This is a genomic window from Gordonia prachuapensis, assembly GCF_036350515.1.
In the GTDB taxonomy this organism is placed as follows: Bacteria; Actinomycetota; Actinomycetes; order Mycobacteriales; family Mycobacteriaceae; genus Gordonia; species Gordonia prachuapensis.
In genome coordinates, this window is record NZ_JAZDUE010000009.1 from 103,061 (window position 1) to 121,522 (window position 18,462).

Genomic DNA, 18,462 nt, shown 5'->3' on the forward strand with positions numbered 1-18,462 from the left:
CTGCCATCCCGGCATGCGGTGGCAGGATGTGCACATGGGAGAACGTGTCCGGGGCCAGATCTGGCGGGACGGCGAGAAGGTCGACGGCTTCGAGCTGAGCGAGATCTCCGAGCTGATCGGCCAGGACGGCGTTCTGGTGTGGGCGGACCTGGAATGCCCGACGCACGAGACGATGGAAACCCTCGCAGCCGAACTCGATCTGGATTCGTTCGCGGTCGAGGACACCACCGCCTCGGCGGAACGGGTGAAGTCGGTCGCCTACGAGCACCACACCTTCGTGATGGTCTACGCCGTCACCGACACCGAGTCCGAGGGCACCTCGCTGGACATCGAACATCCCGCGGAGCGATCGGAAGCGTTTGAACTCCACCGCATCTCGATGTTCCTCAAGCAGAACGCGCTGATCACCGTCCGGCTGTCCGACGGCTTCGACATCGACGAGGTGGTCCAACGCTGGGACGAGATGGGCGTCGAGCGTTACGGCATCGGCGCCCTGCTGCACGGGCTGCTGGATGTGGTCGTCGACCATCACTTCGACGCGCTGCAACGCCTCGACGACGCGGTCGAATCCCTCGAGGCGCTCTTGTTCGACGAACGGATGCGGGCCCGGACGCTGCAACGGCAAACCTATGACCTGCGCAAGGATCTCGTCCGGCTGCGCCGCGTGATCATCCCGATGCGTGAGGTGATCGCGAGCATCCAGCGTCAACGCCTGGAGAACGAGGCGCCCCGCGAACTGGACCCGCATTTCTCCGATCTCCACGACCACGCGATGCGGGCCGCCGAGTGGACGGATTCGTTGCGCGACATGATCGCCACCGTCTTCGAGACCAGCCTGTCGCTCGCCGACGCCCGGCTGAACTCGGTGATGAAGAAGTTGACCGGGTGGGCGGCGATCATCGCGGTGCCCACCGCCATCACCGGCTTCTACGGACAGAACGTGCCCTATCCGGGCTACGAGAAGACGTCGGGTCTCATCGTCAGCACCGTGCTCATCGTTGTGATCGTGGGTGCCCTGTATGTGGGATTCCGACGCCGCGGATGGCTCTGATCGGCACGCGTCCACTCACGCAGGCCGGGGCACCGCCGCGGTTGAGCTCTGCCCGATCCAGCTCGGGATCTCGCGACGCACCTCGGTGGGCGCGGTGATCGTGATCAGCTGCTCGGCCAACGCGTTCTGCCAGTCGATGTCGCCGCGCCACACCTCGGTCAGCGTGCGCAGGTCGGTCGCCACGGTGGCGTCGACGCCGTAGCCCGGGTCGAAATCGCAGACCTGAGGCACACCGTCGCTGACGACGATCCACCAGGACCTCGCCTTGCCGACGACGTCGGAGAACCCGAACTCGACCACCGCCCGTCGGCGAGGCCATCGCTCGATCGGCATGGACCGGTGGATGTCCCACATGAGCAGATGCGGGTCGAGATCGGCGTCGCCGAGTTCGCCGATCCACCGGATTCCCCAGGCGCTCAACGCCGTCACGATCTCCTCGAGTTCCTCACCTTTCTCGGTGAGGGTGTACACCGATCGACCGCCGACGTCGGACCGTCGAATGACACCGGCCCGTTCCAGGGTCCGCAATCGCTTCGTCAACAATGCCGGCGACATCTTCGGCACCCCACGCCGGAGCTCGTTGAAGTGCCGGCTTCCCAAAAGTAATTCGCGCACAACGAGAATCGTCCAGCGCTCGTCGAGCAACTCCATCGCCTTGGCGACCGGACAGAACTGTCCGTATGTGGTCATCGCGCACCGTCCTCGGATCTACCGCGTTCAAGTACACACCCCCCGGGGGCAGTTGACCAGTACAGATTGTGAACCACCGGTGGTTCAGATGTTGATCTGGAACCACAGTGGCCGTCCGCGGGATGGTGTCGATGGCCACCGAGGCCGCACCATCTCACCAAGGAGATCTTTCATGTCCGTGAACACCATCGCCACCGACGCCGCGATCAAGCAACGCCACCGTGCCATGTGGGCATCCGGCGACTATCCGGCCGTCGCCGATGTCATCGCCGCCCTGGGCCCCCGACTGGTCGCGGCCACCGGGATCGGCGCCGACGACAAGGTCGTCGACGTCGCGGCCGGCGCCGGCAATGTGGCGATCCCCGCCGCCCGAACCGGTGCGCACGTCGTGGCCACCGACCTCACCCCGGAACTGCTCACGGTCGGCGAGGGTCGGGAATCCGACCTCGGAATCGTCTGGCGGACAGCCGATGCCGAGGACCTGCCGTTCGACGACGACACCTTCGACGTCGCGGTGTCGTGCGTGGGTGTGATGTTCGCGCCGCATCACCAGCCGTGCGCCGACGAACTCGCCCGGACCGTTCGGACCGGCGGAAGGATCGGGCTGATCAATTGGACGCCGGCGGGTTTCATCGGTCAGCTGTTCAAGGTGATGAAGCCGTACGTACCGACGCCGCCGCCCGGCGCGCAGCCGGGGGTGCTGTGGGGCGACGCCGACCACGTACGTGGGCTCTTCGGCGATCGCGTACGTGACCTGACAGCCACCGCCGAGCAGCTCGAGGTGTCGGCGTTTGCCGACGGTGCGGCGTTCCGCGAGTTCTTCAAGGCCTGCTACGGCCCGACCATCGCCGCGTACAAGAACATCGGCGACGACGCCGAGCGGGCTGCCCAGCTCGACCGTGAGATCGCCGAACTCGCCGACCGCTACATCGTCGACGGTGTCATGCAGTGGGAGTACCTGCTGGTGACGGCGACCGTCGCGGGCTGAGCAGCACACCGGCAGGGCCTGGACGGGCGTATCCTCGGCGGGATGGTCGCCACCGCACTCCATCTCCCCGATCTCGCCTCCCAGGCCCGCCGGCTCATCGAGCTGGGCCTCGTCGACCTCGGGGTCGGCGCACTCTCCGAGTCGGAGATCATCTCCGCCGTCACAGGTGTCGACTGTCCGGAGGACTCGCTACTCGTGCCGGGCCCGAATCTGGTGGCGCCGTCGAAGCTCGCCCCGCTGCTGAGCCGGGCCGGAAAACCGGGCTTCGTCGTCGTGGACATGACCGATCTCGACGACTTCGCGCCGATCGCCGGCGTCGACGTGCCGGAAGCGCCTTTCTATGTGGTGTCCGGACTCGAGCGCGGGGACGAGATGGCGAACTGGAGTCCGGACGAGGCCCTGCCCGCCGTCACCGGGGCAGGCCGCACCCCGATGACGATCGGCGAGGGCATCGCGTGGCTGCTGCAGCAACCCGAGCAGCTCGAGCCCAACCACTGCTTCATGACGATCGGTTCGCGTCTTCGCAAGGCGAACGGCAAGCTCGACGCCCGCACCCCGGCGATCTGGATCTCCGGCGGCACCGGGCGCGACGGCCGCGAGCGCAAAGGCGCACCGAAGGTCGGCTGGTGCTGGGCCGGCAACCGGCACACGTGGCTCGGTTTCGGTTCGGTCGCACGGCGGTTCGCGTTGACGGGGCGGTAGGCCAGGTTTCCGCCGTCGACCGGACGCCGATCATTCGGGCGAATGATGATCGCCCGGAACGCAGATCGATCTCGGCTACAGTGCCGGACTTGTGAACATCAAAAGGATCATCGCGGGGGCCCTGATCGGCGGAGCCGCAGTCATGGGGATCAGTCTCGGAGCCGGCAACGCGGAAGCGAAGATCGAGCCGGGGCAGTACAAGAGCCAGTATCTGATCTACGGGTTCATCCCGACACCGGAATCCAACGTTCGTGTCATCGGAAACCGGATGTACCAGGATTACTACGGGATCGGACCGTGGAACCTGAGCAGCCTGCAGATCATGCCGACCGAGCGCGGCGGCATCGTCAGCAACTCAGACCACCCGGCCGTCGTCTGGCTGGGCCACCACGAGATGAACAAGTCGCGCAACGGCTACTGGGGTACCACCTACAGCTACGGGAAGATCCCGTTCGGTAACGCGATGCTCAAGAAGGTTCGCTGAGCCCGCGCACGACAGCCTCGGATCGAGCCGACACGCACCCCAGATCGGTGAATCCACCTTGCGTGTGAACCAAGGTGGATTCACCGAAACGAGGTGTGTGCCGGGCAGGCCATCGAATCGTTCGCGTGGATGACGACAACTCGGTGGCAGCGCGCGTCTGCGCTACAGTGCCGAACTTGTGAACACGAAAAGGATCATCGCGGGGGCCCTGATCGGCGGAGCCGCGGTCATGGGGATCAGTCTCGGAGCCGGCAACGCGGAAGCAAAGATCGAGCCGGGGCAGTACAAGAGCCAGCGCTTCACTTTCGGCTTCATCCCCACACCGGAATCCAACGTCCGGGTCGTCGGGAACCGGATGTACCAGGACTATTACGGACTCGGCCCGTGGAACTACTCCAGTGGTCCGATCTTCCCGACCCGGGACGGCGGTGTGGTGGCCACGAGCAGCGACCCCACCATGCAGTGGATCAGCAGCACGAAATACACGAAGACCGACTACGGATACAAGGGCGTCTATTCGGAGTTCGGAATCCCGCTGATCGACACGACCCTCAAGAAGGTCCGCTGACCACACGCCGTCACAAACCTCACCTCCCGCCACAAACCTTCCGCGCAACGAAGGTCGCTGGCCAGGGGTGAGGTTTCTGCGTGAAATGACGCAATCACCCGGCGGAAGCGGAGGGATTTGAACCCCCGGTGGTTTTACCCACGCTCGCTTTCAAGGCGAGTGCATTCGGCCGCTCTGCCACGCTTCCCTACCGAAGAGGCTACTGGAGTCGGGCGGTGACTAGCATCGGCAGGGTGCGCGCCATAGCCGGAACCGACCAGCTGTCCGTCGTCACCCTCCCCGATCCCGAACCCGGCCCCGACGAGGTCGTCATCGACGTCGCAGCCGCGGGGGTCAACCGGGCCGACCTACTGCAGCGCAAGGGCCTGTATCCGCCACCGCCCGGCGCGGTCGACACGCTCGGCCTCGAGGTGTCCGGTCGGGTCTCCGCCGTCGGCGACCACGTGTCGGCGTGGCAGGTCGGCGACGAGGTGTGCGCACTGCTGGCCGGCGGGGGCTACGCGGAGAAGGTCGCGGTACCCGCGGTCCAGGTGCTGCCGAATCCGGCGGCGGTGGATCTGATCTCGGCCGCCGCGCTACCCGAGGTGGCGTGCACCGTCGCGTCGAACGTGTTCGACGTCGGGCACCTGCAGCCCGGTGAACTGCTGCTGGTGCACGGCGGTTCGTCGGGGATCGGGACGCACGCGATCCAGCTCGCGCACGCGATCGGTGCGCGCGTCGCGGTGACCGCCCGCAACGCGACCAAGCTGGAGCGCTGCCGCGAACTCGGCGCCGACATCCTGATCGACTACACGTCCGACGACTTCGTCGAGGTGATCCGGGAAAGCGGCGGCGCCGACGTCGTCCTCGACATCATGGGGGCCAAGTACCTGGAGCAGAACGTGAAGTCGCTGAACACCGGCGGACGGCTGGTGATCATCGGCATGCAGGGCGGCGTCAAGGCCGAACTGTCGATCGGCGCCCTGATGACCAAACGCGCGTCGGTGTTCGGCACCACGCTGCGCGCCCGACCGGTGACCGGCGCAGGTTCCAAAGCCGAAGTGGTCGACACGACGCGCCGGCTCACCTGGCCGAGAATCGACGCGGGCGAGGTCTCACCGGTCATCGACTCGACGTTCCCGCTCGCCGAGGCCGACGCCGCCCACGAGCGGCTCGACAGCGGCGACGCCATCGGCAAGGTGCTGCTCACCCTCGACTGACACCACCTCTCACCGGGACAGATTCGCACCGATCTTGCCGAACACATGTCCCAGCATCGCGAACTCGTCGGGGGTCAGTTGCTCGATCACGAGTCTCCGGATGAGGTCGTCGCGGACCAGCACGTGTTCCGTCAGGGTCTCGCGGCCATGGTCGGTGATACGCACGAAGCGGTGGCGGCCGTCGGTACCCCGGTGGACCCGCTCCACCGATCCCTCGTCCACGAGCCTGCTGATCTGCCGCGACACGGTGCTGACCGTCATGTGGACCTGGGCGGCGAGTTCGCTGATACTTCGCTCCCGCGAGTCCTGGAGCGTCTCCAGCACCCGCAGATCGGCCTGCGACATCCCCCGCGCGGACATGGTCGAGTTGATCGCGGCCAGCAGCCCCCAACCGCCGCTGACAAAGGTCCGCCAGACCTCCCGTTCGCTGGCCGTGAGCGTACGATCCGACTCCTCGTGACCGACGACCATCACCTCCCCGACAGCCCGATGACAACCTTCATTGTCGTAAACCTAATGGCCGCGATGACGGATGGCGAGTCGCGATGTCCGAATTCTCAGACGATTGACCAGGTTTGTCGGTCAACCGAGTGACCCGAGCGCTCGCACGAGGTGATCCACCTCATACGGCGTCGAGTACGGTCCGAGACCCACGGTCACGGCGCCACCGAAATCCGGTGCGCCCATGCGGACCAGGGCGCGGCTGGGCACATCGGCCAGCGCGCAGATGCCGTTGTCGGCGAGGCGTCGCACCACCTTGTCGGCGCCGACGCCGTCGAAGGTGAAGCTGACCGCCGGAATGCGATCGTCGGCGGTCCCGATCAGGTTGACCTGGTTCAAGTGCTGCACGGTGGTCATCAAATAGAACGTCAGGCGCTGCATGTATTCGGATACGCCGTCGAGCGCCGTCACCAGGCGTGCTCGACGCCGCCCGATGGCGGACTCGTCGAGCGATGCCAGATGCTCGACCGACGCCACCAGCCCGGCGAGCAGTCCGCCCTGCAGCGGCTCGGGTTCCAGCCGCGCCGGGCCCTCGGCGCGCGGATCCATCGACAAGGTGCGCAGGGGGCGCATCGCTGTCGGGTCGCGAAACGCCATGGCCGCGACCCGCGGACCGCCCCACCGTTCGGCCGAGACGAGCAGCACGTCGGCGCCCAGTTCGGCGATGTCGAGCGACAGATACGGGGCGGCGCTGGTGGCGTCGACGACGACGAGCGCTCCCGCCTGCCGCGCCTGGGCGGCGATCGCACTGACGTCGGTGATCGCACCCATCGTCGACGAGGCCAGGGTCACCGCGACCACCGCGGTGCGTTCGTCGATCAGTTCGCGGTACTGCCAGCTCGGCAACGACCCGGTTTCCACGTCGACCTCGGCCCACCGCGTCTGGGCGCCGTGGATGTCGGCGATCCGCAGCCACGGCACGATGTTGGGCTCGTCGTCCTGCCGGCTGAGCACGACGTTGGCACCGAACCACGTCGACACCGGCAGCGCCTCGGTGAGCCCGGCGACCAACGCCGAACGTGACGGTCCGAGCACCACCCCGGCCGGGTCCCCGCCCACCAGGTCGGCCACCGCACGCCGCGCCCGGTCGACGGTGTCGGCCACGGCGCGCGCCGCGGGGTACTCGCCGCCGGGTGCGGTCGAGAGGTTCCGGAACCCGGTCGACACCGCGGTGGCCACCGAATCCGGGATCAGCATGCCGACCTGCGGATCGAGGTGAATCCAGCCGTCACCGAGCGAGGGGAACAATCCCCGCACGTGCGCGACGTCGAAGGCCATACGAGACACCATAGACATGGGGGTCGGGCCGCCATGCCCGTACGGCCTTCGCGCAGCCGCACGGCCTTCGGCACAATGGGTGCCATGTCTTCTGGACCGACTCCCGGACCGTTCCCCGGCGGCGACCACACCCCCGGCGACGAATCCGACAACGTCATCGTCGTCGGTGCGCAATCGGCGGCAGGCAAGGACGACGATGGTCAGAGCGTCGCCGACATGGTGGAGCAGCCGGCGAAGGTCATGCGGATCGGCACCATGATCAAGCAGCTCCTCGAGGAGGTCCGGGCCGCTCCCCTGGACGAGGCCAGCCGCAACCGGCTGCGCGAGATCCACGAGTCGTCGATCCGCGAGCTCGAGGACGGGCTGGCGCCCGAGCTGCGTGAGGAACTCGAACGGCTCGCGTTGCCGTTCACCGACGACGCCACCCCGTCCGACGCTGAGCTGCGGATCGCGCAGGCCCAGCTCGTCGGCTGGCTGGAAGGCCTCTTCCACGGCATCCAGACGGCGCTATTCGCCCAGCAGATGGCTGCCCGGGCTCAGCTGGAACAGATGCGTCAGGGCCAATTGCCACCCGGCGTGATGACCGGCGGCGGACCACACGGACCCAGCACCGGCCAATACCTGTAGCCGGCACTTGTAAGCTGTGTGCTCGTGTCATCCGTAGTCAGCGACGAGATCCCCGCAGCACCGCAGGTGTCGGACTCCCGCACCATGCGTCGCGCCGTCGCCGACCTCTCCCGGGGACTACGGACCTCGGAGCTGTGGCTGCACCTCGGATGGCAGGACATCAAGCAGCGTTACCGCAGGTCGGTCCTCGGTCCGCTGTGGATCACCATCGCAACCGGCGTCACCGCGGTCGCCATGGGTCTGCTGTACGGCGAGCTGTTCGGGATGGACATCAACTTCTTCCTGCCGTACGTGGCGCTCGGCTTCATCTTCTGGAGCTTCATCTCGAGCTCGATCCTCGAGGGGTCGGCGGTCTTCTCCGCCAACGAGGGCCTGATCAAACAGTTGCCGGCACCGGTGAGCGTGCACGTCTACCGGGTGGTCTGGCGGCAGCTGATCATTTTCACCCACAACATCGTGATCATCGCGATCATCTTCGTGATCTTCCCGCCGCCACTGAACTGGACAGTGCTGCTGGTCATCCCCGCCATCGCGCTGTACGTGCTCAACGCACTGTGGGTGGCGATCGTCTTCGGCATCCTGTCCACCCGGTTCCGCGACATCGGGCAGTTGCTGGCCACGGTGGTTCAGCTGGTGTTCTTCATGACGCCGATCATCTGGACCACCAAGAGCCTCGGCAGCGCCACCGGCGAGACCTCGTCACGGCTCAAGCTGGTCGAGATCAACCCGATGTTCCATTACCTGGAGATCGCCCGCGGACCCCTGCTCGGCGAGTCGGTGCAGTTCTATCACTGGGCCATCGTTCTGGGCTGCACGGCGGTCGGCTGGGTGCTGGCGATGTTCGTGATGCGTAACTATCGGGCCCGCGTGGCGTACTGGGTTTAGGACGGTTCGACATGGCATCACGAAGCAACGTTCGCGTCGACACCTGGGACGCGTGTGTGGACTTCCCGATCTTCGACGCCAAGACTCGGTCGATCAAGAAGTCGGTCATGGGCGCCGCCGGCGGCGTCATCGGTGCGACGTCGTCGAATGTGGTGGTGGTCGAGGCCCTCAAGGGCATCAACCTGCACCTGCAGCACGGCGACCGGGTGGGGCTGGTCGGCCACAACGGTGCCGGGAAATCGACGCTGCTGCGTCTGCTGTCAGGCATCTACGAACCCACGCGCGGCTCCTGTCGCATCCGAGGACGGGTCGCACCCGTCTTCGACCTCGGCGTCGGTATGGACCCCGAGATCTCCGGCTACGAGAACATCATCATCCGCGGGATGTTTCTCGGCATGAGCCGCAAGGAGATGCTGAAGAAGATCGACGACATCGCGGAGTTCACCGAGCTCGGCGACTATCTGCAGATGCCGCTGCGCACGTATTCGACCGGCATGCGGGTGCGGGTGGCGCTCGGCGTGGTCACCAGTATCGACCCGGAGATCCTGATCCTGGACGAGGGCATCGGCGCGGTCGACGCGGACTTCATGCGCAAGGCTCGTTCCCGGCTGCAGGCGCTGGTCGAACGGTCGGGCATCCTGGTGTTCGCCAGCCATTCCAACGAGTTCCTCGCGCAGTTGTGCGACCGCGCCCTGTGGATCGACAAGGGCCAGATCCGGATGGAAGGCGGCATCGAGGAGGTCGTCGGCGCCTACGAGGGACCGAAGGCGGCGGCGCATGTGCGCAAGGTGCTCGACACGGTCGAGACCTTCGAGGGCGAGGCACGCAACTGATGGCCGACCGGGTCGTGGCCGTGGTGGTGACCCACCGACGGGTGGAGCTCCTCGAGGGTTCCCTCGCCGTGATCGCCACCCAGGATCGTCCGGTCGATCACCTCATCGTCGTCGACAACGCCGCCGAACCCGAGGTGGCCGATCTCGTTGCGCGGCAGCCGATTCCGACAACGTGCATCGCGTCGCAGCGCAACCTCGGCGGCGCGGGCGGCTTCGCGCTCGGGATGCTGCACGCGCTGGCACTCGGCGCGGACTGGATCTGGTGCGCCGACGACGACGGCCGGCCCGATGGCCCGACCGTGCTGAGCACTCTGATGGATTGCGCGGCAAGGCATCAGCTCGACGAGGTGTCGCCGGTGGTCGCCAACATCGACGACCCGGACACCCTCGCGTTTCCGCTTCGACGCGGGATGGTGTGGCGGCGCAAGCGTTCCGAACTCTTCGAGGACGACGCCTCCGACTTCCTCCCGGGTATCGCGTCGCTGTTCAACGGCGCCTTGTTCTCTGCCCGGGCCATCGAAGAGGTCGGGGTCCCCGACCTGCGATTGTTCTTCCGCGGCGACGAGGTGGAGATCCACCGACGGCTGCAACGTTCCGGGCTGGCGTTCGGAACCTGCCTGACCGCGGGCTATCTGCACCCGGACGGTTCGGAGGAATTCCGGCCGATACTCGGCGGCCGCATGCACACCCAGTACCCCGACAATCCCACCAAGCGTTACTTCACCTACCGCAACCGCGGCTACCTCATGAGTCAGCCCGGGCTGCGCAAGTTGATCCCCCAGGAGTACGCGCGCTTCGGCTGGTACTTCCTTGTACAGCAACGTGATCCTAAGGGGTTCGCAGAGTGGGTGCGGCTGCGTCGGCTCGGGCGTCGGGAGCGGTTCACGCGGCCGTGAGGGGTTGCGAAACCGAGCGCAACCGCTTCCCAACCGCTGGTTGAGTAGCCCGGAGCGCTAGCGGAGGGCGTATCGAAACCCGCTACCTCCCCGGGAAGGAACGGTCAGGCCGCCGGAGTTCGTGGCGTCATCCCCAACGCCGCCACGGCCCCCAGCACCGCGACGCCACCGAGCACCCACCACGCCTGCACGAACACGTGGTGCGCGGCGTCGTATCCGATCGGGCTGCCCAGGATGGCGACGAGAACACTGACCCCGAGGGCCATACCGATCTGGCGACTCATGTTCACGACCGCGCTACCGGTTGCGGATTGGTGGGGTGGCAGATCTGCGGTCGCCGACGACAGGATCGCCGGCAGTGCCAGGCCGACACCGACACCACCGATCAGCCAGCCCGGCAACACCTCGGTCGCGTAGTTCGGCGTCTCGCCGACCGACATCGCGATCAGCACACCACCGAAGCCGAACAGGAGGCATCCCGCACTCACGATCCACCCCACCGGATAGCGCGCGGTCAGCCGATGCGCCACCGCGGCGAAGATCGGGACCATCAACGGCCCCGTCGACACCGCGAACCCGGTCTTGATCGCGGAGTATCCCCAGACCTGTTGCAACCACAGGATATTGGCGAGCAGCGCGCCGGCAAAGGGGACCGCGAACAAGACCGCGGTCAGATTGGCGAACGAGAAGGCCCGCACCCTCAACAAGGCCGGGTCGATCACCGGAACCGCATGACGGATCGAGCTGAGGACGAACCCCGCGAGCGCGATCACCGCGACCACCCACGTCGCGACGATTCGCGGGTCCGTCCATCCCCATTCCGGTCCCTCGACGAGCCCGAGCGTGACCGCACCGATCGCGAGGGCGAGCAATACTGCTCCGAGGACGTCTGGCAGTGGGCTGCCGGACTCGTTGGGAGACTTCGCGATCACCACGGCGCCCACAACGATGGCGACCACCCCGACCGGCAGATTCACCAGGAACACCCACCTCCAGGACAACTCCACGAGCAGGCCGCCGACCGCGGGCCCGAGCGCTGCCGCGAGCGCACCGGTCGCCGCCCAGATCCGAACCGATCGCGCACGCATGGCCGGGGGCATCGTCGTCACCACGAGCCCGAGGCTCGCCGGCGTCAGGATCGCCGCACCGACAGCCTGCACGACGCGGAACGCGACCAGCCACCAGATCCCCTCGGCCAGAGCACATGCCACGCTCGCCAGGGTGAACAGCGCGAGGCCGGCGAGGAATGCGCCCTTGCGTCCGTACCGGTCGGCCAGTCGTCCGGCGGGCACCAGGAGGGCCGCGTAGATGATCGTGTACGCGTTCAGCACCCAGGACACCTGCGAGAGCGACACACCGTCGAAGTCCGCCCCGATGTCGTCGAACGCCACATTGACGATGAACACGTCGAGGCTGGCCATGAACGCCGCGGTCGACAGTACGGCGAGCACCAGGCCCGACGGGGCAGAACGTGACGCTGCCGCCGGATTCGGCCGTAGCGCGCCGATACTCATCACCGGTCCGCCCATCCGACGACGCGTCGACTCTGTCGAGCCGCGGCCAGCAACCGTCCGCGTTCGTCACGCAGAGTGGTGTCATCGACCGACCATCCGCCAGACGTCGAGATGTTTCTGGTATGCACCAGGATCGGCGCCGGGCCCGGATCATCCGACGGCGCAGCGAGATGCATCGAGAATGCCACCGTCGGCACCGCCATCGGCGCGGTGAGGGTAGGGAAGACCGCCGGCGGCAGGCAGTCGGCGAGGAGAGCGAGATAGGCGGCATCGACGGTCATCGGCCGTAGTGTGGAGATCCACGCTCGCATCCACGGCTCGGGTGCCCCGGTCAAGGGCAGCGGACCGTCGACGGGTCGCAGATCCAGGTGCCCACCCATCGGCACGATCTCCGGCGGGATCATGAACGGCGCGCAATCCTCCGGCCGCGGAACGTCGTCGGACGAGGTGTCGATGATGTCGGCGGCCCCGGACCGTTCGACGCGCCCCACCGTGATGGATGCCGTGGCGATGGCGCCGCCGCGTTGGCCGATGACGACGTCGACCACTCGGGTGCTTCGACCCACCGGCGTGACCGTCGGCGTGAGCACCACCTCGCCGTCGTCGGGACGGCCGACGAACCGGAGGTCGAGGGCTCGCACGGTGGCGTCCGGAGCTGTCTGTCCGGCCACGTGGACGGCCAGCGCAGCGATCACCCCGCCATGCGGACCCGACCATCCCCACCACGACCGATCTATCTCCGCCGACCACGTGCCGTCATCGCCGATGTGCGCCGAGAACTCATCGGCGAGCGCGAACCTACTTAGTTGTTTCATGAAACTGACCAAACCATGTTGAGTTGCTTCACGCAACCCACTATCGTGAGCGCATGCGCCGCGCACGCTTCACCGACATGAACTGCTCTGTCGCCCAAACCCTCGAGATCGTCGGCGAGTGGTGGACGCTGCTGATCATTCGCGACGCCCTGTTCGGCGTGACACGCTTCGACGACTTCTCCACGCGGCTCGGCATCGCGCGCAATGTGCTGACCCAACGCCTCGACACCCTCGTCGAGCACGGGGTGCTGATCAGGGAGCCATACCAGGACAAACCAGTTCGGTACGACTATCGATTGACCGAGAAGGGTCGCGATCTGTGGACCGTTCTGGCGGCCCTGCGCCAGTGGGGCGACAAATGGGCGATCGACGGCTCACCTCCCGTCGTCACCGAACACCCTGGATGCGGCCACGTCATGACCGTCGAACCGGTGTGTTCCGAGTGCGGCACTCGCGTGACGCGATCCGACCTGCGAGTGCTCCGTGGCCCCGGTGCCGACGACCGCAGCCCGCTACCTGTCCCGCGGCACTGATCGACATCGGCGATACGACGATCTCTTCCCAGCCAAACTAGAACGTGTTCTACTCTGGGGAGACCACCGTCACGTCCCGAGGAGCACGATGCGCTTCACCTTCGCCGAGGCCATGACCGACCCGAGCTACTACGCGCCGCTCGCGCAGGCCGCCGAACAGGCCGGGTACTCCGGATTCACCATCCCCGATTCCCTGGCCTATCCCGAGGAGTCGGACGCGACCTATCCGTACACCCCCGACGGCGATCGTGAGTTCCTCGACGGCAAGGCGTTCATCGAGACGTTCATCCAGGCCGCCACTCTCGGCGCGGTCACCGAGACCATCCGCTTCACCCCGTTCGTGGTCAAGCTTCCGGTGCGTCCACCGGCCCTGGTCGCCAAGCAGGCGAGTTCCGTGGCGTACCTGACCAACAACCGGTTCGCGCTCGGCGTCGGCACCAGCCCGTGGCCGGAGGACTACGACATCATGGGCGTCGACTTCAAGCGTCGCGGCAAGCGCATGGACGAGTGCATGGACATCATCCGCGGGCTGACGACCGGTGACTACTTCGAGTTCCACGGCGAGTTCTACGACATCCCCAAGATCAAGATGACCCCGGCACCGACGCAGCCGATTCCGCTGCTCGTGGGCGGTCACGCCGACCTCGCACTCAAGCGAGCGGTTGTTCGCGGCGACGGCTGGATGCACGGCGGCGGTCCGGCGGAGGAGCTCGACGAACTGCTGGACAAGATCGCCGACATCCGCAAGGCCGAGGGAAAGACCAACGACCCGTTCGAGATCCACGTGATCTCCATGGACGCCTACAGCGTGGACGGATGTAAACGACTGGAGGACAAAGGGATCACCGACGTCATCGTCGGTTTCCGGATGCCATACGTCCGGGGCGCGGACACCGAACCCCTGGAGAAGAAGATCGAGCATCTGAACTGGTATGCGGAGAACGTCATCGCCAAGGTCAACGGCTGAGATGACGCAGCGCGGCGTGTGCGGCGCGGTATCCGCACATGCCGTGCACTCCCCCGCCAGGCGGAGTGGCCGACGAACAGAGGAACACACCCGGCGCACCGGTCGCGTACGGATTCGGGGACAGCCGCGGCCGGGCGAGGAGATGACGGAGATCGTTTCGGCCGCCGCCGATGTCGCCGCCGACGATGTTCGGGTTGCGCAGTTCCAGCTCGGCCGGTGACGTGCTGACCGAGTCGATGATCCGATCGCGGAAACCCGGGGCGAAGCGTTCGATCTGGGCCGTGACCGCCTCGGTCGCATCACCACTGAACCCATGTGGCACATGGGCATACGCCCACAGCGGCTTGGCCGTTCCGGGGGCGCGCGTCGGATCGGCCAACCATTGCTGGGCGATCAGCGTGAACGGACGCGACGGCATCCGGCCGGCCACGGCGGCAGCCTCCGCATCGGCGATCTCGTCGACGGTGCCGCCGAGGTGGATGGTGCCGGCACGTCGGCACGCCTCGTCGGTCCACCCCACCTCGCCGTCGATCAGGTAGTCCACCTTGAATGCGGCGGGACCATGTCGATACCGGGCGAACTTTCGAAACCTGCTCTCGGACAGTCGTTTTCCGAGCATGGTCGCCGCCGCCCCGGGCATGACGTCCAACAGGACCACATCGGCGGGCTCGACCTCGTCCACGGACTCGATGCGCACACCGGTGGTCATCGTGCCGCCGGCGTCGATCAGCGCTGCGGCGAGCGCGTTCACGATCGCCGACGATCCGCCCTCGGCGACCGGCCACCCGTAGCGGTGACCTGCACCGAGCATCATCAGCCCTGTCGCTGCCGTTCCCGCCCGGTCAAGTCGCGTGAACGAATGCGCGGCGACACCGGCGAACAGCGCTCGGGCCTGATCCTGGCTGAAGACCCGCGACATCGACGTCGCCGGATAGATGGCGTGATGGCCGAACTCGGCGAGTCGAATCGGATGGCGGGGAACCGACACGAGGGGGCCGAGGACGTCGTCGGCGAGTTCGTCGAAATCGTCGGCGACGCCCCCGATCACGTCCTTCCAGGTCTGGCCGTCGGGGCCGAGGCCCGCCGCCGTCTCGTCCACCGAGCGGTGCAGCACGGCCGCGGGTCCGTCATCGAGGGGATGCGCACAGTCCACCTCGGGCCATCGCCACCGCAGCCCCGACTCCTCCAGCCGCAGTTCCCGGAACGCCGGCGACGCCGCACCGAACGGATGCACCGCCGAACAGGTGTCGTGCAGGACGTCGGAGCGCAGCAGGGGCTCGGTGCGGGCACCGCCGCCGATCCGGTCGGCGGCCTCGACGACGCGAACCGACAGGCCGGCCCGCGCCAGCACGACCGCCGCGGTCAGACCGTTGGGCCCGCTTCCGACGACGACGGCGGTGGTCACCGTCAGCGAATCCGGAAGATGACGAGGCGTTGCACCACGAAGTTGATCACGGTGGCGGTGCCCTGGGCGATCACGTAGGCGATGAAGCTGTACAGCAGGGTCTCCGGCCATAGGTGCGAGAGCCATGTGTACAGCCCGACGTTGACGAAGAACGTGACGCCGTAGAGGAACGCAACCGCGACGAATCGCAGCGCACTGGGCTCAGCCTGGAACGTCCAGCGCCGGTTGAGCAGGTAGGCGGTGGTGGTCCCGAGGATGAAGCCGAGCGATTTGGCGATCGCGAACGGCGCCCCGAACACGTACTGGAGGAGCACGGTGAGTCCGAAGTCCAGGACGCCCGACCCGGCGCCGGTGATGGTGAACCGGACGATCTGGGTCTTCAGGTCGGCGTTGGTGGACAACTCGCCGTCGTTGAGCGGCAACTCCAGCGGTACCGCCGGGTGCGGAGACGTGAAATCCGTGTGATGCGGCTGCGGTTCGGCCGCGTCGGATTCAGGTCGGGACACGCCTCAAACCCTAGACCACTCCGGGGGTGTCTCCGTATGCAGCCGACGGGCGATCTCGTCGAGCAGTTCGTCGACTTCTGCCCCCTCGCTGCCGGGGTAGTCGGCGACGAATCGCCGCAGCCGCGTGCGCTGGGCCTCCAGCAGTCGCTCGGCTTCGGCGGAACCCTCGGCGGTGATGGCGACCACGCCCTGGTCGATGGTCACCATCCCGCGCCGGGCCAATGACTCGGCCGTCGCCTCCACCGTGGACCTCGGGGTCTCCGACGCCGCGACCATGGCGGAGATCTCCCGCGTGGACTCTTCGGCGACTCGGCTGACCATCCATGCCTCACCGCGTGACAGCGAACTCTCCGCCGTCTCCACCACGAGTTCCCACGCCCGTAGCCGGTCGTCGCGGGCGAGGGTCTCCCACACCTTCAACCGCAGTTCCTCCAGCGATGTGCGATCCGACGGCATCCCGAAGCTCTCCCCGGTGTCGGGGGTCTTGGTCACAGTCCGCAGCGGAACCTCCGGCAAGAACCAGCTGAGCCCGAAGGCGATCAGCCCGATCGGCACCGCCACCAGGAACACCATCTGGAAGGAGCCGGTGAAGCCGTCGAGGAACCACAACTGGACGTCCGGCGGACACGACGGCAGGGTGAGCGTGGACGCCTCGAGCACCTCGGCCGAACACGGCCCGACAGCGCCCGGCGGCGGAGCCTGCGAGAGATGGTCGTCGAGGCGGGTGTTGAAGACGGCGCCGAACGCGGCGACGCCGACCGAGGCGCCGATCGTGCGGAAGAACGTCGCGCCACTGGTGCCCGCGCCGAGATCGCGGTACTCGACGGAGTTCTGCACCGCCAGGACCAGCACCTGCATCACCATGCCGAGGCCGAGCCCGAGAATGAACAGATAGATGCTGGTCAGCGTCGTCGACGTGGTCTCGTCCATCGTCGACAGCAGGTACAGCGCGACGGTGAAGATCGCGGTACCGACGATCGGGTAGAACTTGTAACGGCCGGTACGGCTGATCAGCTGGCCGCTGCCGATCGAGGTGAGCAGCAGGCCCGCCATCATCGGGATCATCCGCAGCCCAGACGATGTGGCGGTGGCGCCCTGCACCGCCTGCAGGAACAGCGGCAGGAACGTGATGGCACCGAACATCGCGAAACCGACGACGAATCCGACCGACGCCGCGATCACGAAGACCCGGTCGGTCAGCAGTCGCACCGGCATCACCGGTTCGGGCGCGCGCCGTTCCTGGACGATGAACGCGACCGCTGCCAGCACCGACAGCGCGGCGAGACCCAGCACCCGCCCGGACGTCCAACCCCAGAGCGCACCGAAGCTGGTGACGAGCACGATGCCGGTCGCGGCCGTCATCAACAGCAGGATGCCGAGATAGTCGATCGACGGTTTGGTCTGCGCGACGGTCTTGGGCAGCACCGCGATCACCACGACGAGGGCGACGATCCCGATCGGCAGGTTGATGTAGAAGACCCACCGCCAACTGAGGTTGTCGACGAAGAACCCGCCGAGCAGCGGCCCCACCACGCTGGCGAAACCGAACACCGCACCGAAGATGCCCTGGTAACGCCCGCGCTCACGTGGCGGGACGACATCGCCGATGATGGCCTGCGACAACACCATCAACCCGCCGGCGCCGATGCCCTGCAATGCGCGATACGCGATCAACGTCTCCATCGAGTTCGCGGTTCCGCAGAGCCCGGACCCGACGAGGAAGATCACGACGCACGCGAGGAACAGGTTGCGTCTGCCGTAGAGGTCGCCGAGTTTGCCCCACAGCGGGGTGGTCGCCGTGGTGGCGAGCATGTAGGCGGTGACGACCCAGGTCAGGTGGTCGGCGCCACCGAGGTCGTTGACGATGGTCGGCAGCGCGGTGGCGACGATGGTCTGGTCGAGCGCCGCCAGCAGCATCGCGAGCATCAGCCCGGCGAAGATGGACCATATCTTGCGTTGATCGAGTTCGCCTGCCGGGGCTTCGGGGGAGGTCGGGGTGGCGCGGCCATCCGTCATGGGC

Annotated in this window: 20 protein-coding genes and 1 tRNA gene; 12 read left to right on the plus strand and 9 right to left on the minus strand. The window is 66.9% G+C overall.

Going from position 1 to position 18,462, the window contains the following annotated elements; translation table 11 throughout:
* Positions 1 to 34 precede the first annotated feature (34 nt).
* Positions 35 to 1,051, plus strand: a complete 1,017-nt coding sequence (locus V1Y59_RS12415; protein WP_330505263.1) for a magnesium transporter CorA family protein — start codon at positions 35 to 37, stop codon at positions 1,049 to 1,051.
* Between the two features lie 15 nt (positions 1,052 to 1,066).
* On the opposite strand, the gene V1Y59_RS12420 is transcribed toward V1Y59_RS12415, so the two are convergent.
* On the minus strand, positions 1,067 to 1,741 hold the full coding sequence (locus V1Y59_RS12420; RefSeq protein ID WP_330505264.1) for a winged helix-turn-helix transcriptional regulator: 675 nt from the start codon (positions 1,739 to 1,741) through the stop codon (positions 1,067 to 1,069).
* 172 nt (positions 1,742 to 1,913) lie between these two features.
* Between V1Y59_RS12420 and V1Y59_RS12425 the strand changes: the two genes are divergently transcribed.
* The 4 genes from V1Y59_RS12425 to V1Y59_RS12440 all read left to right on the plus strand — a co-directional run bounded on the left by V1Y59_RS12425 (position 1,914) and on the right by V1Y59_RS12440 (position 4,483).
* On the plus strand, positions 1,914 to 2,729 hold the full coding sequence (locus V1Y59_RS12425; RefSeq protein WP_330505265.1) for a class I SAM-dependent methyltransferase: 816 nt from the start codon (positions 1,914 to 1,916) through the stop codon (positions 2,727 to 2,729).
* A gap of 42 nt (positions 2,730 to 2,771) precedes the next feature.
* The gene (locus V1Y59_RS12430) at positions 2,772 to 3,431 is read left to right on the plus strand and encodes a DUF5701 family protein (protein ID WP_330505266.1); all 660 of its coding nucleotides are present in this window, start codon (positions 2,772 to 2,774) and stop codon (positions 3,429 to 3,431) included.
* A 91-nt stretch (positions 3,432 to 3,522) separates the two neighbouring features.
* Positions 3,523 to 3,915, plus strand: coding sequence for a hypothetical protein (locus tag V1Y59_RS12435; RefSeq protein WP_330505267.1), 393 nt, complete (start codon positions 3,523 to 3,525; stop codon positions 3,913 to 3,915).
* A 178-nt stretch (positions 3,916 to 4,093) separates the two neighbouring features.
* Positions 4,094 to 4,483 carry a hypothetical protein gene (locus V1Y59_RS12440; RefSeq protein ID WP_330505268.1) on the plus strand — a complete coding sequence of 130 codons (390 nt, stop codon included), beginning with the start codon at positions 4,094 to 4,096 and terminating at the stop codon, positions 4,481 to 4,483.
* 102 nt (positions 4,484 to 4,585) lie between these two features.
* On the opposite strand, the gene V1Y59_RS12445 is transcribed toward V1Y59_RS12440, so the two are convergent.
* Positions 4,586 to 4,670 (minus strand) — tRNA-Ser (locus V1Y59_RS12445).
* 46 nt (positions 4,671 to 4,716) lie between these two features.
* Between V1Y59_RS12445 and V1Y59_RS12450 the strand changes: the two genes are divergently transcribed.
* Positions 4,717 to 5,682, plus strand: a complete 966-nt coding sequence (locus tag V1Y59_RS12450; protein WP_330505269.1) for an NAD(P)H-quinone oxidoreductase — start codon at positions 4,717 to 4,719, stop codon at positions 5,680 to 5,682.
* Positions 5,683 to 5,691: 9 nt separating this feature from the next.
* Here the strand turns inward: V1Y59_RS12450 and V1Y59_RS12455 are convergent, their stop codons facing one another.
* Positions 5,692 to 6,153, minus strand: coding sequence for a MarR family winged helix-turn-helix transcriptional regulator (locus V1Y59_RS12455; RefSeq protein ID WP_330505270.1), 462 nt, complete (start codon positions 6,151 to 6,153; stop codon positions 5,692 to 5,694).
* A gap of 111 nt (positions 6,154 to 6,264) precedes the next feature.
* Positions 6,265 to 7,461, minus strand: a complete 1,197-nt coding sequence (locus V1Y59_RS12460; protein ID WP_330505271.1) for a cysteine desulfurase-like protein — start codon at positions 7,459 to 7,461, stop codon at positions 6,265 to 6,267.
* A gap of 84 nt (positions 7,462 to 7,545) precedes the next feature.
* On the opposite strand from V1Y59_RS12460, the gene V1Y59_RS12465 reads away from it, so the two are divergent.
* Genes V1Y59_RS12465 through glfT1 form a run of 4 tightly spaced genes read left to right on the plus strand, consistent with a single transcriptional unit; the run spans position 7,546 to position 10,702 of the window.
* Positions 7,546 to 8,088 carry a bacterial proteasome activator family protein gene (locus V1Y59_RS12465; protein ID WP_330505272.1) on the plus strand — a complete coding sequence of 181 codons (543 nt, stop codon included), beginning with the start codon at positions 7,546 to 7,548 and terminating at the stop codon, positions 8,086 to 8,088.
* Positions 8,089 to 8,112: 24 nt separating this feature from the next.
* Positions 8,113 to 8,973, plus strand: a complete 861-nt coding sequence (gene wzm / locus V1Y59_RS12470; RefSeq protein ID WP_330505273.1) for a galactan export ABC transporter permease subunit Wzm/RfbD — start codon at positions 8,113 to 8,115, stop codon at positions 8,971 to 8,973.
* Between the two features lie 11 nt (positions 8,974 to 8,984).
* Positions 8,985 to 9,806 carry a galactan export ABC transporter ATP-binding subunit Wzt/RfbE gene (wzt, locus tag V1Y59_RS12475; RefSeq protein ID WP_330505274.1) on the plus strand — a complete coding sequence of 274 codons (822 nt, stop codon included), beginning with the start codon at positions 8,985 to 8,987 and terminating at the stop codon, positions 9,804 to 9,806.
* Positions 9,806 to 10,702 (plus strand): galactofuranosyltransferase GlfT1, encoded by an 897-nt coding sequence (glfT1, locus tag V1Y59_RS12480; protein WP_330505275.1) that lies wholly within the window; start codon positions 9,806 to 9,808, stop codon positions 10,700 to 10,702. The genes wzt and glfT1 overlap by 1 nt, the downstream gene beginning before the upstream one ends.
* 104 nt (positions 10,703 to 10,806) lie before the next feature.
* On the opposite strand, the gene V1Y59_RS12485 is transcribed toward glfT1, so the two are convergent.
* Positions 10,807 to 12,216, minus strand: a complete 1,410-nt coding sequence (locus V1Y59_RS12485; protein WP_330505276.1) for an MFS transporter — start codon at positions 12,214 to 12,216, stop codon at positions 10,807 to 10,809.
* Positions 12,216 to 13,031 carry an acyl-CoA thioesterase gene (locus V1Y59_RS12490; protein ID WP_330505277.1) on the minus strand — a complete coding sequence of 272 codons (816 nt, stop codon included), beginning with the start codon at positions 13,029 to 13,031 and terminating at the stop codon, positions 12,216 to 12,218. The genes V1Y59_RS12485 and V1Y59_RS12490 overlap by 1 nt, the downstream gene beginning before the upstream one ends.
* A gap of 53 nt (positions 13,032 to 13,084) precedes the next feature.
* Between V1Y59_RS12490 and V1Y59_RS12495 the strand changes: the two genes are divergently transcribed.
* Together V1Y59_RS12495 and V1Y59_RS12500 are read left to right on the plus strand one after the other, a co-directional pair.
* Entirely contained in the window at positions 13,085 to 13,564 is a 480-nt protein-coding gene (locus V1Y59_RS12495) for a winged helix-turn-helix transcriptional regulator (RefSeq protein WP_330505278.1), read from the plus strand.
* Positions 13,565 to 13,652: 88 nt separating this feature from the next.
* Positions 13,653 to 14,531, plus strand: coding sequence for a TIGR03619 family F420-dependent LLM class oxidoreductase (locus V1Y59_RS12500; protein ID WP_330505279.1), 879 nt, complete (start codon positions 13,653 to 13,655; stop codon positions 14,529 to 14,531).
* On the opposite strand, the gene V1Y59_RS12505 is transcribed toward V1Y59_RS12500, so the two are convergent.
* The 3 genes from V1Y59_RS12505 to V1Y59_RS12515 are packed head-to-tail and all read right to left on the minus strand — an operon-like array spanning position 14,521 to position 18,458.
* The gene (locus V1Y59_RS12505; RefSeq protein WP_330505280.1) at positions 14,521 to 15,936 is read right to left on the minus strand and encodes a phytoene desaturase family protein; all 1,416 of its coding nucleotides are present in this window, start codon (positions 15,934 to 15,936) and stop codon (positions 14,521 to 14,523) included. The genes V1Y59_RS12500 and V1Y59_RS12505 overlap by 11 nt on opposite strands.
* Positions 15,937 to 15,938: 2 nt before the next feature.
* Positions 15,939 to 16,442, minus strand: coding sequence for a GtrA family protein (locus V1Y59_RS12510; RefSeq protein ID WP_330505281.1), 504 nt, complete (start codon positions 16,440 to 16,442; stop codon positions 15,939 to 15,941).
* 3 nt (positions 16,443 to 16,445) lie between these two features.
* Positions 16,446 to 18,458 carry an MDR family MFS transporter gene (locus tag V1Y59_RS12515; RefSeq protein ID WP_330505282.1) on the minus strand — a complete coding sequence of 671 codons (2,013 nt, stop codon included), beginning with the start codon at positions 18,456 to 18,458 and terminating at the stop codon, positions 16,446 to 16,448.
* Positions 18,459 to 18,462 lie beyond the last annotated feature (4 nt).

Excerpts from the sequence above, each read along its gene's own strand:
- V1Y59_RS12415 (WP_330505263.1), top strand. The coding sequence starts at position 35 with ATGGGAGAACGTGTCCGGGGCCAGATCTGGCGGGACGGCGAGAAGGTC.
- V1Y59_RS12420 (WP_330505264.1), bottom strand. The coding sequence starts at position 1,741 with ATGACCACATACGGACAGTTCTGTCCGGTCGCCAAGGCGATGGAGTTG.
- V1Y59_RS12425 (WP_330505265.1), top strand. The coding sequence starts at position 1,914 with ATGTCCGTGAACACCATCGCCACCGACGCCGCGATCAAGCAACGCCAC.
- V1Y59_RS12430 (WP_330505266.1), top strand. The coding sequence starts at position 2,772 with ATGGTCGCCACCGCACTCCATCTCCCCGATCTCGCCTCCCAGGCCCGC.
- V1Y59_RS12455 (WP_330505270.1), bottom strand. The coding sequence starts at position 6,153 with ATGGTCGTCGGTCACGAGGAGTCGGATCGTACGCTCACGGCCAGCGAA.
- V1Y59_RS12460 (WP_330505271.1), bottom strand. The coding sequence starts at position 7,461 with ATGGCCTTCGACGTCGCGCACGTGCGGGGATTGTTCCCCTCGCTCGGT.
- V1Y59_RS12465 (WP_330505272.1), top strand. The coding sequence starts at position 7,546 with ATGTCTTCTGGACCGACTCCCGGACCGTTCCCCGGCGGCGACCACACC.
- wzt (WP_330505274.1), top strand. The coding sequence starts at position 8,985 with ATGGCATCACGAAGCAACGTTCGCGTCGACACCTGGGACGCGTGTGTG.
- glfT1 (WP_330505275.1), top strand. The coding sequence starts at position 9,806 with ATGGCCGACCGGGTCGTGGCCGTGGTGGTGACCCACCGACGGGTGGAG.
- V1Y59_RS12485 (WP_330505276.1), bottom strand. The coding sequence starts at position 12,216 with ATGAGTATCGGCGCGCTACGGCCGAATCCGGCGGCAGCGTCACGTTCT.
- V1Y59_RS12490 (WP_330505277.1), bottom strand. The coding sequence starts at position 13,031 with ATGAAACAACTAAGTAGGTTCGCGCTCGCCGATGAGTTCTCGGCGCAC.
- V1Y59_RS12495 (WP_330505278.1), top strand. The coding sequence starts at position 13,085 with ATGCGCCGCGCACGCTTCACCGACATGAACTGCTCTGTCGCCCAAACC.
- V1Y59_RS12500 (WP_330505279.1), top strand. The coding sequence starts at position 13,653 with ATGCGCTTCACCTTCGCCGAGGCCATGACCGACCCGAGCTACTACGCG.
- V1Y59_RS12515 (WP_330505282.1), bottom strand. The coding sequence starts at position 18,458 with ATGACGGATGGCCGCGCCACCCCGACCTCCCCCGAAGCCCCGGCAGGC.